The sequence below is a fragment of the Lacinutrix sp. genome (assembly GCF_037625555.1).
Taxonomy (GTDB): Bacteria; Bacteroidota; Bacteroidia; order Flavobacteriales; family Flavobacteriaceae; genus Lacinutrix.
Map to the genome: position 1 here is coordinate 100,842 of NZ_JASJHV010000044.1, position 15,672 is coordinate 116,513.

Here is a 15,672-nt window from a genome sequence, read left to right on the forward strand (position 1 = left end):
AAATAAGTGTTTATTGCTCTAAAATACTAAGAAGGTGTTTGCCGTAACCGCTTTTAATTAGTGGATTTATTAGCGCTTTAAGTTGTGCCTTATTAATATAACCCATCCTGTAAGCCACCTCTTCTATGGCTCCAATTTTTAATCCTTGTCGTTCTTCTATAACTTGAACAAATTGAGACGCTTGCATTAATGACTTAAATGTTCCTGTGTCTAACCAAGCTGTTCCTTTATCTAAAACACTTACTTTTAATTTGCCTTGCTCTAAATACGCTTTATTTACATCTGTTATTTCCAGTTCTCCTCTATGACTTGGCTTTATGTTTTTGGCAATATTTACAACATCATTGTCATAAAAATAAATACCAGGAACAGCATAATTAGACTTAGGTTTTTCTGGTTTTTCTTCTATTGAAATTACATTCCCATTTTTATCAAATTCTGCAACACCATAACGTTCTGGATCGTGAACATGATAAGCATATATTACACCTCCTTTTGGGTTGTTATTTTCTTGTAAAAGTTTTTCTAAACCTGTACCATAAAAAATATTGTCTCCTAAAATTAATGCTACTTTATCGTTTGCTATAAAATCTGCTCCAATTATAAAAGCTTCAGCCAGACCATTAGGCTCTTCTTGAATAGCATATTGAAAATGGCATCCAAACTTTTTTCCATCTCCTAATAAAGCTTCAAATAATGGTAAATCATGAGGTGTAGAAATAATTAAAATATCTTTAATTCCTGACCACATTAAGGTAGATAAAGGATAATAAATCATTGGCTTATCGTAAATAGGCATTAATTGTTTACTTACTGCCAATGTTAATGGATGTAAACGTGTGCCAGATCCTCCTGCCAAAATTATTCCTTTCATCTATTGTTCATATTTATTTAAATACCATTCTATTGTTTTCTGTATTCCAGATTCAAAGTTTTCATCCGCTTCCCATCCTAATTCGTTTTCTAGTTTATTTGCATCAATAGCATATCTAAAATCGTGACCAGGTCTGTCTTTTACAAAAGTAATTTGCTCTTTATATGATTTTTTTGCTGGTCTGATTTCATCAAGAATTCCACATATTACATCTACAATATACAAATTGTCTCTTTCATTTCTTCCTCCAATATTATAAGTCTCTCCTGTAGTGCCTGTTTTATAAACTAATTCTATGCCTTTACAGTGGTCTAAAACATATAACCAATCGCGTATGTTTTTACCATCTCCATATATTGGAATGTTTTCTCCAGAAATGGCTTTTCTAATAATGGTTGGAATTAACTTTTCATTATGTTGTTTTGGTCCGTAGTTGTTAGAGCAGTTGGTTGTTATAACATTCATGCCATAGGTATGAAAATAGCTTCGTACAATAAAATCTGAGGAGGCTTTAGAAGCGCTATAAGGACTATTAGGCGCATAAGGAGTTTGCTCTGTAAATAAACCTGTTTCACCTAATGTACCATAAACCTCATCTGTAGAAATGTGATGGAACCTATTAGCTTCTTTACCTTTAATAAATTGAAATGATGCAGACATCCAATGTGCTTTTGCAACATCTATTAAATTAAAAGTTCCAGTAATATTAGTGTTAATAAACGCTCCTGGATTGGTTATAGAGTTATCTACGTGAGACTCCGCAGCGAAATGAATTACGCCTTGAAATTGGTATTTATTAAAGAGTTCCTCTATTAATTTTCTATTACAAATATCACCCTCTACAAAGGTGTATTTTGGATTATTATCAACATCTGTGAGGTTTTCTAGATCTCCTGCGTAAGTTAATTTGTCTAAATTTACTAAGTGTAAATCAGGGTTGCTTTCTAAAAAAAAAGGAACAAAATTAGAGCCTATAAAACCAGCTCCTCCAGTAATTAAAATACTATTAGTCTTCATAGTTGTTAGTATAATTTATTATTCTTCTCATAACGTAAAAGAAACATAATAATATAAATCCTAATACAGGAAACACAATAGAGTGTCTATCTAAAAGGCCTTTTTTCTGGCTACCTACAGGTTGGAAACTAGAAATAACATCTACAAAAACATCTTCTCTAACTCGTTTTTCTTCTAATAGCCTTAATTGATTTCTTAATGCCAACTCTTTATCTAATAAAGCATATTCTTTAGTGTCTAATTCTTTTTCTTTAGTTAGTAAAAACTCTCCCGCATTAACGCGTTGTCCAGGATTTTTAGATTGATCTTGTAGCGCCTGAATGTATATCGCTTGAAGCTTTTGAACTTCATCTAAACTTTTTTCAATATTTTCTCTTTGTATCTTATAAAGTAATGTGTCTTTAATTTTTTTAGAATTAGAATAAGCGTTTGTAAATGCAGAGTTAATTCCGTAAGTTAGATCTTGAAATATGTCTTTTTTATCAGATTTTGCTATTATTAAATAAATTTCTCCTGTATAAATACTCCTATTTTCTATAAAATTATTGTAATCTAATTGTTCACGACCAAAACTATCTAATTCTTTAACAAAACTTTGATATTGCATAACTCTATCATTTTCTGTTTCTGGACCTGGTTGAATAATAAATTGCTTCAGATTTTTTACTTCTAATTTTGCTGTACTATCTGAATTAAATATATTATTTAATTGCTCATAATCTTTATTAGAAATTAGTGAATTAAAAAAAGCTATATTATTAACTAATTGATATTTAGAATCAAAATAAGGTTTAACCAACATATCAGATTGATACAGAATTGGTTTAGTGTATTCTAAAGCAAAACCAATTACTGCTGAAGTTAAAACAACACCTAATATTACTTTCCAGCCATCTATAAATACTTTAATAGTATGAATAAGCATTGAAAAAAGTGTTTTTAGAATTGAGGCAATAAAGTTAAAAACCTTAATTAAAGCATTGCCTATAAGGTTAAAAAATACAATTAAATCTACCTCTTCGTTTGTGTTTTTATTTGATGGTAATTCTTGACTCATAATCTAAAATTGTAGTTAATTAAATATTTGTTGTAAAATTTTTCTTGTTATTAAATAGGTTGGTTTTACTCCTGAGCTTCCTAAACCTCCAGAAGCTAAAGTACTACCTGTTTCTAATGGATTATCACTTGCATAATATGCATATCTTACCTTTACATCTGGATTAATACTCCCTCTCACTTTTGATGCTGATTGTATTGCTTTTTGATAATGCGCTCCTTCCATTTCAAGACCAATAACATTCCATGTTGATGTAAAAAAGAATTTTAAAATATCTTTATTTTGCAGTGATGTTCCTAAAACCGTAATCATGCTGCCTTGATAAACATTAACTCCTTCTCCTTCTAGATCCTCTTTACATAATTCATTTTTAAATGGATAATTATCTGCAGTACCTTCAAAAATATGAGCAGAAGGAATCATGATGTCTCCTTTTCCTCCTTCTAAAATTCCTGCTTTTCCCATAATTGAGATTGACTCAATATTTAAAAAGGTTTTCTGTTTTGTGTCTCCATATGACTTTAAAAACTCATCAATAGTCTCATAAGCTTGCTCTCCAAAAGCATAATCCATAACAAAAAGCACAGGCTTTTCACCGTCTTTATCTATTTCTTTAATACCTAAGCCTGTTAAACTTAAATCTAGTTTTACTGTGTCAAAAATCTGAACATTTATGTTGGTTCCAGAGGTGTCTTTGATATATATCATTCCTTGCTGTAACGCTTTTTGTGTAACTTTATTGCGTAAGCTTTCGTTTTCCGAGCTGCTTAAGGCTTCGTAAACTTCAAAGATGTCTTTTTTAGTAGTTAAATTTTTAAGTGCTTGTGGTGCATACAACGTGTTCATTACACTATGTAAATTAGCACTAATAATATGAATAGGCCTTGTTAGTAAGCCATTAGTTTTTAATGTTTCCTTTATGGTGTCTGCCCAACGCTCTCCATGAATATGGTGCCCTAAACGTTCACGAAGAACAGGACTAAATGTTATGGTTCGTTTATTATTGTTTATAACCTCGTCAATAGCTAGCTTTCCTAACCAATAAACAATTTCTAATAGACGTTCTGGGTGTTTTGTTGTTGCAAAGTCACCATAAACATCGCTTAGCTCTTGAAATGTTCGACCTAATATATTAGCAGTATGTGTTATTGCTACTTCTTTCTCTTGCTTTGTTAGTTTCTTTTTGCTTAAAACAACATTCTCTAGCTTAATCCAGTCTCTTGTTGTAGCGCCTTTATCGTCTATTACTACACGTTTAAAAATTTTATGTGATTCTACAAAAAGAAATGTTAAGTGCGTTAAAATATCATAAATTTCACTGCGCCCGCGTGTAATTTCAATATTCATTTGCTCTTCATCTATTCTGTAACAATTACGTCTTCTTTTTGGTGGAATTATAGCTTCAAAATGAGAGTCTGCATAACCTTCGTCGCTTGTAAGATTTATAAAACGACATTCTTCTATACCTATAGGAAGTCTGTCTATTACATAAAGTAACCCTTCTATTTCTGCTTTTTCATCTGCAATAGAGCCATAAATTTCGGGTCTTAATACTAAGAGTGCCTCGCGTAAAGTTTCTCCAGAAACCCCCATTGGTTTGTAAAAACCACGATTGAATAAATGTCTCATAGTTATGTACATTCTTTCAATAGCATTCGAGCTCTCTTGTGCTCTAGTTCTTTCGTGTTTTTTTGTTTTTTTCATGTAACTTCGTTAGCTGGCAAATATAGTATTATTTACGTATTATTTCAGAATTTAAAGCATCTGCTATTTTGCGGTCATTTGCTAAACGTGGAATTTTATTTTGTCCGCCTAATTTTCCTATAGATTTCATGTAATTTTGAAATCCGTTTTTATTAATAATTGTTATTTTTAATGGCTGTAATACCTTTCCCAGAATTAAGTCTAAATAATAACTATTTTGTTGTTGCAACGCTTTATCTATGTTATGCGCTAAAGTCGAAAGGCTTTCTGGTTCATTTTCGAATTCTATAAACCATTCATGGTAAGGTAAACCAGATTCTGGATTAATTTGTGGTGCAACTGTAAACTCGTTAATTCTAACTAAAGTGTTTTCAGTAGCTTCTTTTAAAGCATGTTCAACCTCTTTACCTATTACGTGTTCGCCAAAGGCTGAAATAAAGTGTTTAATACGTCCAGAAACTATAACTCTATATGGTTTTGTGCTTGTAAATATCACGGTATCTCCTACATTATAAGCCCATAATCCTGCATTTGTAGAAATTATTAACACATAGTTTTTGCCAATTTTTACATCTTTTATTGTAATCCGTTTTGGATTTTTTTTGAAGAATTCTTCAACTAAAATAAACTCGTAAAACATTCCAGAATTTAACTGAAGTAGCATTCCTTTCTCATCTTGTTTATCTTGAAAAGCAAAGAAACCTTCACTTGCTGGATACAGTTCTATACTATCTACTTTTCTTCCTATTAGATTTTCAAATTTTGCTCGATAAGGTTCATAATTAACACCTCCAAAAATAAATAAATTGAAGTTTTTAAAAATATCTCCTACCTTTTTGCCTGTTTTTTTCTGAAGCTTTTCAAAATACATTTGTATCCAAGAAGGAATTCCAGAAATAATAGTCATATCTTCTGGTAAAGTTTCTTGAACTACTGCGTCTACTTTGGTTTCCCAATCTTCTATACAATTAGTTTCCCAAGATGGTAATCTGTTTTTTTGAAGGTATTTTGGCACATAATGTGCTACAATTCCAGACAATCGTCCTAATTGTACGCCGTTTTGTTCTGTTAAAATTGGGCTGCCTTGTAGAAAAATCATTTTACCATCTACAAATTTAGATTTCCCGGTTTCATGAATGTATAGCAATATTGAATTTCGCGCTGCGTTAACATGGTTAGGCATGCTTTCTGCTGTTATAGGAATATATTTTGCTCCAGAGGTTGTGCCTGAAGTTTTAGCAAAATAAAGTGGTTTTCCTTTCCAGAGAATGTCTTTTTCTCCTGCAACTACTCTTTTAATATATGGTTTTAGTGCTTCATAATCGCGAATAGGTACACGTTTTACAAAATCGTCGTGCTTGTTAATATTAGCAAAATCATGATCTTTTCCAAACGCGGTTTGCGAGGCTTCAAAAATTAAGTTTTTAAATACTTTTTCTTGAGTTTCTATAGGGTTGTTGGCCCATTTTTGAACTTTTTTATAAATGCGTTTTGCAAATGGCTTGGCAAGTATTGATTTTATTGACATATTATTTCTTAAAATCTATAAAATTTGTTGGATTAACAGAATACCCATCACTCCATAATTCGAAATGTAAATGAGGTCCTGTAGTTAAATCTCCTGTATTTCCTGATGTGGCTATAACCTCTCCTGCCTTTACTAAATCTCCTTGTCCTTTTATAAGTGTAGCGTTATGTTTATAAACAGAAAGTAAGCCATAACTATGCTCTATTAAGATTACAAAACCAGTTTGGGCTGTCCATTCTGCAAAAATCACTGTACCATCTGATGTTGCTTTAACTGGTGTGTTTTTAGCAACAATAATATCTACTGCATAATGTTTTTCTTTAGCATTATATTGTTCGCTTATATCACCATTTACAGGAGGAAATAACACAAAATTTGTTTTAGATTTTGCTGTTTCAAAAAGATTGTATTTATCTTCCTTATCTACCTTTGCTCTTAGCACAGAATCTGCCTCACTTAAAGATAGATCTACTTCTCCTATGTCTTTATTTGCTGCTTCAATAATAGAATCTCTATTAAACTTTACAGCGCTTACTTCTCCTTTTAATACTTTTTTTATGGACGTATAATATTGATCGTTATAAGTAATAACTTGTTGTAAAGAGTCTGTTTTAAAACTAAGTTCTACAGCTTGTTTTTTTAAGGCTGTTGAAGAGTATCCAGGAATATATTCTCTTAATGGAGTAAAAGTAATTAATAAAATAGTGAAAACAACTAATGCTATTGATGAAATACCAAGAAACACAAACACATTTAAACGTGTAAGTTTAAAGGTTAGTTTTTCTTCAAAAGTATCTTCGTTTAAAATAACTAAACGGTATTTGTGGAAAAGTTTTTTCGAAAGTTTTTTTCTAGATTTAGTCTTCTTAGCCATAAGATCTCGTATTGAAACAAAAGTAAATAAAATTATAACTTCATCTATTTAACAATATACTAAAGTTAGGTCTAAAACGCTTTAATTAAACTTTAATTACTAACTTTGTACTTTAAATACATTTATTATGATATCATTAAGTATATTTTTAGGCATGATTGGTGCTTGGCAATGGGTTATTATTGGGTTAGGTATTTTACTACTTTTTGGAGGTAAAAAAATTCCTGAACTAATGAAAGGTCTAGGAAGCGGAATTAAAGAATTTAAAGACGCGAGCAAAGAGGACGAAGAAAACATTGAAGAAAAGAAGTAAAATTGAATACTTTATAAATAAAAAACCATCGCAATGCGATGGTTTTTTGTGCTCAATAATATGTGTTTCTTAATTAACTCTTATAGATTTTATAATAGATTCTAGCTCAAAAACATAATTTCTTTTAGAAACTGAAGGTGCAAAAACAAAGCCTTCTGCTACAATATATCTATTGTTTACTTTATCTTCAATTAAATACATTATAAAAGGTCCAGACATAAATTGTTTTTTTACATCCCAAAGACCTTTAACTTCTATAGTTGGTTTGTTATCTATTGTTGTTTCGTAAACATGAGGAGCATATGCCATTTCTGTAGCCATATAAGTACCATCTACAGGTCCAGGAATATATTTTTTGCCAATAGAGTCTCTAGTTTTAATAATTTGGCTCACTAAACTATCGTTCTTTTTTATTGCACTTAAAGGCAACTCATAAAATAAAATGTTTGTGTATCCCGTTGGAATATCTCTTTTAATCCAATTAAATTTATCTTCTGGTTTTGCTATAGTATTAGCTACTCTGTAATAGGAAGGAAACTTTACTTTTATATCTAAAGATTCTTGAACATCTTTGGTTCTTGATAAGGACTTAGATATTTGCTTTTGCTTATGTCTAATTTCTTCAGCCTTTAAGGCTTCTATAATTCTAGAAGAATTTTTGGTAATTTGTTCTTTAATATCTGAAATATTTTTACCAGTAACTGTAATTATTTTTTGTGGTCTTGAATGTACGTCTCTTTCTATTTTAAAAGCTGTTTCTCCTTTTTCTACTTTTAAAATACTTCTTCCTTGTTTAGCGAAACCTGTAAATACCTGAATTGGAATTTGGTTTAATGTGAACATAGGTTCGGGTTGTGGTAAACCGTCTATAGGTTGTGCCATAACAGTTCTTATTGTTTCTCCTACACTATTATTCCATAACTCGTTGTCTACAACAATAGCCACTTTATTAAATGGTCCAGCAGAATCTGGCAATATTTTTACTGCTTTTTTATTACTATCATTACAAGATAATACTGTAGCAAGAACAGCTACTAATAAAATAAGTTTACGCATAATAATTTATTGTTTTATTGAGTTATTAGCTTTTAGACAAACGTAAAGTCATGCCTATTTTTAATTTGTTACCACTAATATCGTTCCAATCTTTAATATCTTGAACAGAAATCCCTGGAAATTTTTGAGAAATACTCCATAACGAATCTCCACTTTTAACTTTATAGGTTTTTCCGTTAAACTTTGTTGTGCTTTTAGGTTTAGCAGATGCTTTAGCTATAGCTGGTATATTTCGAGGATAAACTATTAGTCTCTGACCTATTTTTAAGTTGTTACTTCTTAAACCATTCCACTTTTTTAACTGACTTACGCGTACGCCATACTTTCTTGCAATTTTACCTAAATAATCTCCTTGTCTAACTTTATATCTTATTCTAGTATCTAAATTTTGAAGTTGTGGTAAAGGTTTTTCGCGTTTATTAAATTCTGCTTTAGCAAAAGCATACATTTCTTTTTCATTATTTACAAAAGCACCAACAACATTTCTTGGCAATCTTAAAGTGTAATTTTTTCCTTTGATATAAGGAATAACATCTAATTTATAAGATGGGTTTAAAAATTGAAGTGTCTCCATTTCTACACCTGTAAACTCCGACACTTGATCTAAAGTAATCATCTGTTTTACTTGTATAGTATCAGTTTCAACATAATTAAATTGTGGTTTATGTTGAACAAAACCATGCTCTTTGGCATACTCAAAAATATACATTGTTGCTAGAAATGCTGGAACATATCCTGCTGTTTCACGTGGTAAATTTGGTCTAATATTCCAATAGTTTTTATAACCTCCAGATCTTCTAATTGCTTTACTTACATTTCCTGGTCCAGAATTATAAGCTGCAAGCGCTAAATCCCAATCTCCAAAAATTTGATATAGTTTTGCTAAATATTTAGATGCCGCTTCTGTAGATTTAATTGGATCGCTGCGTTCATCTACATAACTACTTACATCTAATCCATATTGTTTACCTGTAGCATACATAAATTGCCACAAACCTGTTGCTCCTACTCTAGATTTTGCTCTTGGTTTTAAAGCAGATTCTACTATAGAGAGGTATTTTATCTCTAAAGGGATATTATAATTATCTAATTCGCGCTCAAACATAGGAAAGTAAAACTTACTTAAACCCATTAATCGCTCCATAGATTGGTGTCGGTTTTTTAACCAACGTTTAATTAAGTTTTCTAACTGTGGATTGTATTCTACGTTAAAAGGTGTTCTTGGGTTTAAACGTTCTAGTCTTGCTTTTAAAGTGTCTGTAGAAAGTTCTGGATAGTATACCGCTTCGTATTTAAGGTTTGTAACGTCCTGATAAATCGTGTCGAAAAGAGAAGTGTTATACAACTCTTCCATCCATTTTTTATCGATTTCTGAAGCCAGGGCATTGTCTTGTAATTCTTTTGTTAGATCTATTTTCTTGAGTGGCTCTATCGTTTTTTTAAAAAATGCTTTTCCATCAACAATAGTGTCTATTACATAGTTTTCACCAGCAACTAAATCGGCTTCTGTAAGTCTTGTGGTTTTAACAGATAAAGAGTCTTGAGCGTTTAGCTCTAGCCCTAATAAAATTAAAAACAATAGAATTATGTAATTAGGAAGTAGTCTCATTTAAAAAGAATCGTGTTTAAAGCTAACGCAATAGTTATGAAATTGTTATAAACCGTATTAGTCTAGTATTGCTGCTATTCCTGGTAGTGTTTTACCTTCAAGACTTTCTAACATAGCACCACCACCCGTACTTACATAACTTACTTTTTTATCGAAGCCAAATCGTTTAACAGCTGCCACAGAGTCTCCTCCTCCAACTAAAGAAAAGGATCCGTTTTTGGTAGCCTCTGCAATTGAGTTTCCTAAAGCTATTGTTCCATTTGCAAAATTTTCCATCTCAAAAACGCCTAAAGGTCCATTCCATAAAATAGTTTTGCTTTGCATTACTATATCGTGAAATTGTTTTCTTGAGTCTGGTCCTGCGTCTAATCCCATCCAGCCTTCTGGGATTTCTGTTATGTCGCAAGCTTTAGTGTTTGCATTGTTAGTAAAATCGTCTGCAATTACAGAATCTGTAGGAATGTGTATGGTTACGTTTTTAGCTTCTGCTTGTTTTAAAATATCTAAAGCCATTTCTAATTTATCGTCTTCAACCAAAGAATTTCCTATTGTTCCTCCTTTTGCTTTTACAAATGTAAAGGCCATACCTCCTCCAATAATAATATCGTCTACTTTATCTAAAATGTTTTCTATAACTGTAATTTTAGAAGACACTTTTGCACCACCCAAAATAGCTAAAACAGGTCTATCGTCAGATTTTAAAACCTTATCAATACTTTTTATTTCTTGCTCTAATAAATAACCAAAACACTTTTTTTCTGGAAAAAACTGTGCAACAATTGTAGTAGATGCATGCGCTCTATGTGCTGTTCCAAAAGCATCGTTCACATATAAATCACCTAGCTTAGAAAGTTGTTTAGCGAAATCACGATCTCCTTTTGTTTCTTCTTCATGAAAACGTAAGTTTTCTAAAATTAATAATTCTCCTGGTTTTAAATTTGCTGCTGCTTCTTCAGCTTCAGTTCCTATACTATTGGAAACAAATTTAGTTTCTACACCAATTATATCTTCAACTTTACTTGTTATATGTTTTAAAGAAAATTGATCTTGTACTCCTTTTGGGCGTCCTAAGTGAGACATTATTATACAGCTTCCTCCATCTTCTAAAATTTTAATTATTGTAGGCTTTGCAGAAGATATTCTTGTGGCATCTGTAACACTAAAATTTGCGTCTAATGGCACATTAAAATCTACTCTAATTAATGCTTTTTTATCTTTAAAATTAAAATCGTTTAAGGTTTTCATGGTGTTATTTTATACTTTTAATCTTTCAAATATATATAAATAGTACGACACCTTTTTGTGATAAAGTGTTTAAAAATTGGTTTAAAACAACAACAACATAAAAAAGTGATATTTTATTTAACGTTACTTTCTAACTATAATTGGTATAAGCTATATTTGCAGTATGCTTTTTAGTGATATAATTGGTCAAGAACACATAAAAAAACACCTTACAACAAGTGTTAATAATGGTCGTGTGCCTCATGCTCAACTATTTATTGGTCCTGAAGGTTCTGGAACTTTGCCAATGGCAATAGCTTATGCACAATATGTATTATGTGCTAATACAGATGGCGAAAACAATAATGAAAATGCTGCTTGTAATTTAAAATTTAATACTTTTTCACATCCAGACTTACATTTTGCTTTTCCTGTTACTACAAACGATAAAATAAAGAGACATCCTGTTTCTAGCCATTTCTTAGAAGAATGGAGAGATTTACTAACCAAACAACCTTATGGCAACTTATTTGATTGGTACAAACAGTTAGGCGTAGACAATAAGCAAGGTCAAATAGGTGTGGATGAAGCTCAAGATATTATAAAGTCTTTAGCATTAAAAACCTACGAAGGAGGTTATAAGGTGATGGTAATATGGATGGCAGATAAAATGAATACCGCAGCTTCTAATAAACTTTTAAAGCTTATTGAAGAGCCTCCAAATAAAACTGTTTTTATTTTAATTGCTGAAGATGAAGAACAAATAATTAACACTATTAAGTCTAGGTGTCAACTTTTACATTTTCCACCTTTAGCAGAAATTGATATTAAAAATGCACTGATAAAAAACTATGGTTTAAATGAAGCCGTAGCTACCAAAATAGCACATCAAGCAAACGGAAATTATAACAAAGCTTGTGATTTAGTTTATAATGATAGTGAAGATATCCAGTTTGAAACTTGGTTTATTTTTTGGATTCGTGCCGCCTTTAAAGCTAAAGGTAACAAAGCAGCTATTCATGATTTAATAAAATGGAGTGAGGATATTGCAAAAACTGGTCGTGAAACACAAAAACATTTTTTAAATTTTTGCTTAGATTTTTTTCGTCAGGCATTATTACTAAATTATAATGCAGATAGCATGGTTTACATGGAAATAAAAACCGAAAAATTTGAACTTAGCAAATTTGCTCCTTTTGTTCATAATAACAATATTTTAGATATTTCTAACGAATTACAAGACGCAATTTATCATATTGAGCGCAACGGAAACTCTAAAATAATACTTACAGATTTATCTATAAAATTAACGCGATTACTTCATAAAAAATCAGAATAATGGAGCTCTCCAGCTGGTTTGTTATTATTAATCCAAAAGCAGGAAATGGTAACGCTTTAAAGCAATGGCCAAAAATTAAAATGCTATTAAATGCGTCTCAATTTAATTTTAAATTTGCATTTACAGAGTATAAAAATCATGCTGCCACTTTAACTACAAACGCTATTAATGAAGGCTTTAAAAACCTGATTTGCGTAGGTGGAGATGGTACTTTACATGCTATTGTTAATGGTTTAATGCTTGAAAATACAACAGAATCCAGTCTTATAACAATTGGCATAATTCCTATTGGCACTGGAAACGATTGGGTGAAAACTTATAGTATTCCTACTAAAATTGAGGATGCAATTCAAAGAATAAAAAAAAAGAATAAAAAAAGCCAGGACATTGGGAAAATAGACTTCCTACATTCTAAAAAACAACCACTTTACTTTAATAATCTTGCTGGTATTGGTTTTGATGGATTAGTTGCTAAAAAAACACAAAAACTTAAACATTTTGGTAAGGTTTCTTATTTAATAGCTGCTTGCCAAGCTTTACTTACTTTTAAAAACTTTAAAGTAGAAGTTGTTTTAAAAAACAATCATTTTACTTCAAAATCTTTAATGATATTGGTTGGTTTATGCCAATACTCTGGAGGTGGCATGCGACTTACCAATAATCCAAACCCTAAAGATGGTTTGTTTGATGTCACTAATGTTAAAGACTTTAATACTTGGAATTTTATAACCAATTTGCATAAGTTATATAATGGAAAAGTTCACACAGTAAAAAAGGTAAAGACTTTTAAAACAGACATGCTCATAATAAAAAGAAATCTTGAAAAAAACAAGCTCTATATTCAAGCAGATGGAGAGGTTTTAGAAGCGGAGAATATTAAGATATCAATTTTAAAAAAGGCTTTTAGTTTTTATTGTTAATTTATACTCATTATTATATATTCTTAGCAAAAGATAGCGCATAAAAAAACGCTAAATACAAATTTAACGTTTTAATAATCAGCTGTTTGGCTCTGTTTATTTTTTATAAACAGTATCAATTTCTTTAATAATGATATCTGTTAAATCTAAAACTTCTTCTACATACAAAACAGTACCTACAGATTCGTTTGTTCCTAAAATAAATTTGTAAGCATTTGCTTTTCCATAGTCTTTTACAGTTGCTTTCATTTTAGAAATTACTGAATCTATTTCTGTTTGATAAGCAGTTTGCATTTTTTGTTGTTCTGCTTGCATCATTTGTTGATACTGTTGCGCTTTAGCTTGAAACGATTGCATTGCTTCTTGTTGTTTACTTTGAGACATTCTAGCTGCTTTTGCTTGAAGTGTTAAGTATTCTGATTGGTATGTTTTACCAATACTATCTGCACGTAATTTAAACGATTCGTTTAATCCATCGTATTTTGCTTCGATATCTATTTTCTCTTGAATGTCATTAATTACCTTTCCATTATCTACATATCCAATTTTTTGGTCTTGGCAAGATGCAAATGTTACTAATACAATTAGTGCTACTATTAAATTTTTCATTTTATTAATTATTTATGTTTCCGCAAAAATAGAAAAGTAACGATAAATTTTATCTATTAAATTAAAAAAAAAGAAACTATAAGAGATAATTATCTAAAATTAGCTCTTTTATAGTTTTTAGTTATAATAAATGAGTTGAAATAAGCGCGTTTAAGAAGGTTTTAGAAACTCTGTTAGTGTTTGTGAATAAAAATAATATTGTCTTTTAAAAATTAATCCTTGTTGTTTTTTAGTACATAAATGAGTGAAGAATATTCTCCAGAACGTTTTGCCTTAATATTAGAAAGCAATCCCATGTAAAAAGCTGGGATTAATTTTAAAAAACTTTTTTTATATTTTTCTGAAAGTAGACTCACATAAAAGGAATCAAAAAACATAGGAAGCGTTTTTTCTACGATCATGTTTTTTGTTTCAAATAGTTTAGATATTGAATCTTTAGAGAAATGCCAAAGATGTCTAGGGACATCAAAAGCTGCCCAAAAGTTTTTGTAATGTAAAGCATCATAGCTCTTATAATTTGGCACAGCTATAATTAAAGTTCCATTTGGTTTTAGTAATTTTTTAATAATTGAAACATGTTCAACTAAATTAGGTAAGTGCTCTAGTACATGCCAAAGCGTAATTACATCAAAACTTTCAGCTTTAAAAGCTTCTAATTTTTCGACATTAAAAACAGAACCATCACAATTCTTATTTGCAATATTTCTTGCTTTTTCATTTGGTTCTATTCCAAAAACATTCCAATTATTATCTTTAGCTATCTTTAAAAAAGCTCCTGTTCCACAACCAATGTCTAGTATTTTTTTCTGTTCTGATTTAAATGAATTAATCAGTTTTAGCTTTCGTTTTAAAGAAATATTACGAATTATATGATATACGTTTTCAAACAAGTTACGCTTAGCATTAGTGTGTGAAATATAATCTTCACTTTCATAATAGATAGAAAGTTTATCTAAACTAGGTTGAGGTGTGGTTTCTAAATAACCAAATTCCTTGTTTAAAATCAAATCAAATTCCTCTCCAGAAACCGAATAATCTTTAACTTGAATGTATGATACTTCTTCTTTTGTCACTACAAATTCATTTGTGTTCCACGTGGAACTATTATAAAGTATTATGTAAATTTACTTGAAATAAATGAGCTAATTTAGTGCCTAATACAATTACCTCATTCTTTTTATTAGACTCGAAAACAATCTCTCTTTCGCGCTCATTAAATAATTTTATTGTAAATAAGGAGTAATGGTCGTCTTTTAAAATTTTTGAGTAAAGACCAACACCACTATCTCTCCTGAAGTTTTGCTTAAAAAGTGAAATATAATCAGGAATTATAAACTTTTTTTTAAATTTAAAAAACGAAAAGCCAAACATTGTAAAACTTAAAAACCTTTTATCCTTGCCGTAAAACACAAAATCAAAGCCACAACCAAATAAGAGAATTGGGACTAATAGGTAGTAAAAACGACTTGGGTTATTATACGCAAAAGCAAAAATCACTAACAACAAAGTATAAGCAAAGAACCACTTAAAATTAGGATGAACGGTTTG

At 30.4% G+C, this 15,672-nt stretch carries 15 protein-coding genes; 3 read left to right on the top strand and 12 right to left on the bottom strand.

Annotation, left to right across the window (positions count from 1 at the left end):
• Positions 1–10 precede the first annotated feature (10 nt).
• Genes rfbA through QNK89_RS03055 form a run of 6 tightly spaced genes read right to left on the bottom strand, consistent with a single transcriptional unit; the run spans position 11 to position 7,054 of the window.
• A complete protein-coding gene (gene rfbA, locus QNK89_RS03030) occupies positions 11–874 on the bottom strand; it encodes a glucose-1-phosphate thymidylyltransferase RfbA (protein ID WP_340169490.1) in 864 nt (287 codons plus the stop codon).
• Positions 875–1,891, bottom strand: a complete 1,017-nt coding sequence (rfbB, locus tag QNK89_RS03035) for a dTDP-glucose 4,6-dehydratase (RefSeq protein WP_340169491.1) — start codon at positions 1,889–1,891, stop codon at positions 875–877.
• Positions 1,881–2,948 (bottom strand): hypothetical protein, encoded by a 1,068-nt coding sequence (locus QNK89_RS03040; RefSeq protein ID WP_340169492.1) that lies wholly within the window; start codon positions 2,946–2,948, stop codon positions 1,881–1,883. Before QNK89_RS03040 ends, rfbB begins: the two co-directional genes overlap by 11 nt.
• A gap of 15 nt (positions 2,949–2,963) precedes the next feature.
• On the bottom strand, positions 2,964–4,652 hold the full coding sequence (locus QNK89_RS03045; RefSeq protein WP_340169493.1) for a hypothetical protein: 1,689 nt from the start codon (positions 4,650–4,652) through the stop codon (positions 2,964–2,966).
• Positions 4,653–4,680: 28 nt separating this feature from the next.
• A complete protein-coding gene (locus QNK89_RS03050) occupies positions 4,681–6,180 on the bottom strand; it encodes a GH3 auxin-responsive promoter family protein (RefSeq protein WP_340169494.1) in 1,500 nt (499 codons plus the stop codon).
• Between the two features lies 1 nt (position 6,181).
• On the bottom strand, positions 6,182–7,054 hold the full coding sequence (locus QNK89_RS03055) for a M23 family metallopeptidase (RefSeq protein ID WP_340169495.1): 873 nt from the start codon (positions 7,052–7,054) through the stop codon (positions 6,182–6,184).
• 127 nt (positions 7,055–7,181) lie between these two features.
• Between QNK89_RS03055 and tatA the strand changes: the two genes are divergently transcribed.
• Positions 7,182–7,367: a twin-arginine translocase TatA/TatE family subunit gene (gene tatA / locus QNK89_RS03060; RefSeq protein ID WP_340169496.1), complete on the top strand. Its 186-nt coding sequence runs from the start codon at positions 7,182–7,184 to the stop codon at positions 7,365–7,367.
• A gap of 69 nt (positions 7,368–7,436) precedes the next feature.
• Here the strand turns inward: tatA and QNK89_RS03065 are convergent, their stop codons facing one another.
• The 3 genes from QNK89_RS03065 to QNK89_RS03075 are packed head-to-tail and all read right to left on the bottom strand — an operon-like array spanning position 7,437 to position 11,277.
• Positions 7,437–8,423, bottom strand: a complete 987-nt coding sequence (locus tag QNK89_RS03065) for a DUF4837 family protein (protein ID WP_340169497.1) — start codon at positions 8,421–8,423, stop codon at positions 7,437–7,439.
• Between the two features lie 25 nt (positions 8,424–8,448).
• Positions 8,449–10,032, bottom strand: a complete 1,584-nt coding sequence (locus QNK89_RS03070; protein ID WP_340169498.1) for a LysM peptidoglycan-binding domain-containing protein — start codon at positions 10,030–10,032, stop codon at positions 8,449–8,451.
• Between the two features lie 57 nt (positions 10,033–10,089).
• Entirely contained in the window at positions 10,090–11,277 is a 1,188-nt protein-coding gene (locus tag QNK89_RS03075; RefSeq protein ID WP_340169499.1) for a phosphoglycerate kinase, read from the bottom strand.
• A gap of 163 nt (positions 11,278–11,440) precedes the next feature.
• Between QNK89_RS03075 and QNK89_RS03080 the strand changes: the two genes are divergently transcribed.
• Both QNK89_RS03080 and QNK89_RS03085 read left to right on the top strand, forming a co-directional pair.
• Positions 11,441–12,595: a DNA polymerase III subunit delta' gene (locus QNK89_RS03080; RefSeq protein ID WP_340169500.1), complete on the top strand. Its 1,155-nt coding sequence runs from the start codon at positions 11,441–11,443 to the stop codon at positions 12,593–12,595.
• Positions 12,595–13,515, top strand: coding sequence for a diacylglycerol kinase family protein (locus QNK89_RS03085; protein WP_340169501.1), 921 nt, complete (start codon positions 12,595–12,597; stop codon positions 13,513–13,515). The genes QNK89_RS03080 and QNK89_RS03085 overlap by 1 nt, the downstream gene beginning before the upstream one ends.
• Positions 13,516–13,611: 96 nt before the next feature.
• Here QNK89_RS03085 and QNK89_RS03090 read toward each other — a convergent pair whose 3' ends face one another.
• The 3 genes from QNK89_RS03090 to QNK89_RS03100 all read right to left on the bottom strand — a co-directional run bounded on the left by QNK89_RS03090 (position 13,612) and on the right by QNK89_RS03100 (position 15,621).
• The gene (locus tag QNK89_RS03090) at positions 13,612–14,124 is read right to left on the bottom strand and encodes an OmpH family outer membrane protein (protein ID WP_340169502.1); all 513 of its coding nucleotides are present in this window, start codon (positions 14,122–14,124) and stop codon (positions 13,612–13,614) included.
• A 212-nt stretch (positions 14,125–14,336) separates the two neighbouring features.
• Complete coding sequence (locus QNK89_RS03095) at positions 14,337–15,197, bottom strand: class I SAM-dependent methyltransferase (protein ID WP_340169503.1); 861 nt, start codon at positions 15,195–15,197, stop codon at positions 14,337–14,339.
• A gap of 31 nt (positions 15,198–15,228) precedes the next feature.
• Positions 15,229–15,621 carry a hypothetical protein gene (locus QNK89_RS03100; protein WP_340169504.1) on the bottom strand — a complete coding sequence of 131 codons (393 nt, stop codon included), beginning with the start codon at positions 15,619–15,621 and terminating at the stop codon, positions 15,229–15,231.
• Between the last annotated feature and the right edge of the window lie 51 nt (positions 15,622–15,672).

What these genes read in the sequence shown, in the direction of transcription:
- rfbA (WP_340169490.1), bottom strand. Translation starts at nt 874, where the DNA reads ATGAAAGGAATAATTTTGGCAGGAGGATCTGGCACACGTTTACATCCA.
- rfbB (WP_340169491.1), bottom strand. Translation starts at nt 1,891, where the DNA reads ATGAAGACTAATAGTATTTTAATTACTGGAGGAGCTGGTTTTATAGGC.
- QNK89_RS03040 (WP_340169492.1), bottom strand. Translation starts at nt 2,948, where the DNA reads ATGAGTCAAGAATTACCATCAAATAAAAACACAAACGAAGAGGTAGAT.
- QNK89_RS03045 (WP_340169493.1), bottom strand. Translation starts at nt 4,652, where the DNA reads ATGAAAAAAACAAAAAAACACGAAAGAACTAGAGCACAAGAGAGCTCG.
- QNK89_RS03050 (WP_340169494.1), bottom strand. Translation starts at nt 6,180, where the DNA reads ATGTCAATAAAATCAATACTTGCCAAGCCATTTGCAAAACGCATTTAT.
- QNK89_RS03055 (WP_340169495.1), bottom strand. Translation starts at nt 7,054, where the DNA reads ATGGCTAAGAAGACTAAATCTAGAAAAAAACTTTCGAAAAAACTTTTC.
- tatA (WP_340169496.1), top strand. Translation starts at nt 7,182, where the DNA reads ATGATATCATTAAGTATATTTTTAGGCATGATTGGTGCTTGGCAATGG.
- QNK89_RS03065 (WP_340169497.1), bottom strand. Translation starts at nt 8,423, where the DNA reads ATGCGTAAACTTATTTTATTAGTAGCTGTTCTTGCTACAGTATTATCT.
- QNK89_RS03070 (WP_340169498.1), bottom strand. Translation starts at nt 10,032, where the DNA reads ATGAGACTACTTCCTAATTACATAATTCTATTGTTTTTAATTTTATTA.
- QNK89_RS03075 (WP_340169499.1), bottom strand. Translation starts at nt 11,277, where the DNA reads ATGAAAACCTTAAACGATTTTAATTTTAAAGATAAAAAAGCATTAATT.
- QNK89_RS03080 (WP_340169500.1), top strand. Translation starts at nt 11,441, where the DNA reads ATGCTTTTTAGTGATATAATTGGTCAAGAACACATAAAAAAACACCTT.
- QNK89_RS03085 (WP_340169501.1), top strand. Translation starts at nt 12,595, where the DNA reads ATGGAGCTCTCCAGCTGGTTTGTTATTATTAATCCAAAAGCAGGAAAT.
- QNK89_RS03090 (WP_340169502.1), bottom strand. Translation starts at nt 14,124, where the DNA reads ATGAAAAATTTAATAGTAGCACTAATTGTATTAGTAACATTTGCATCT.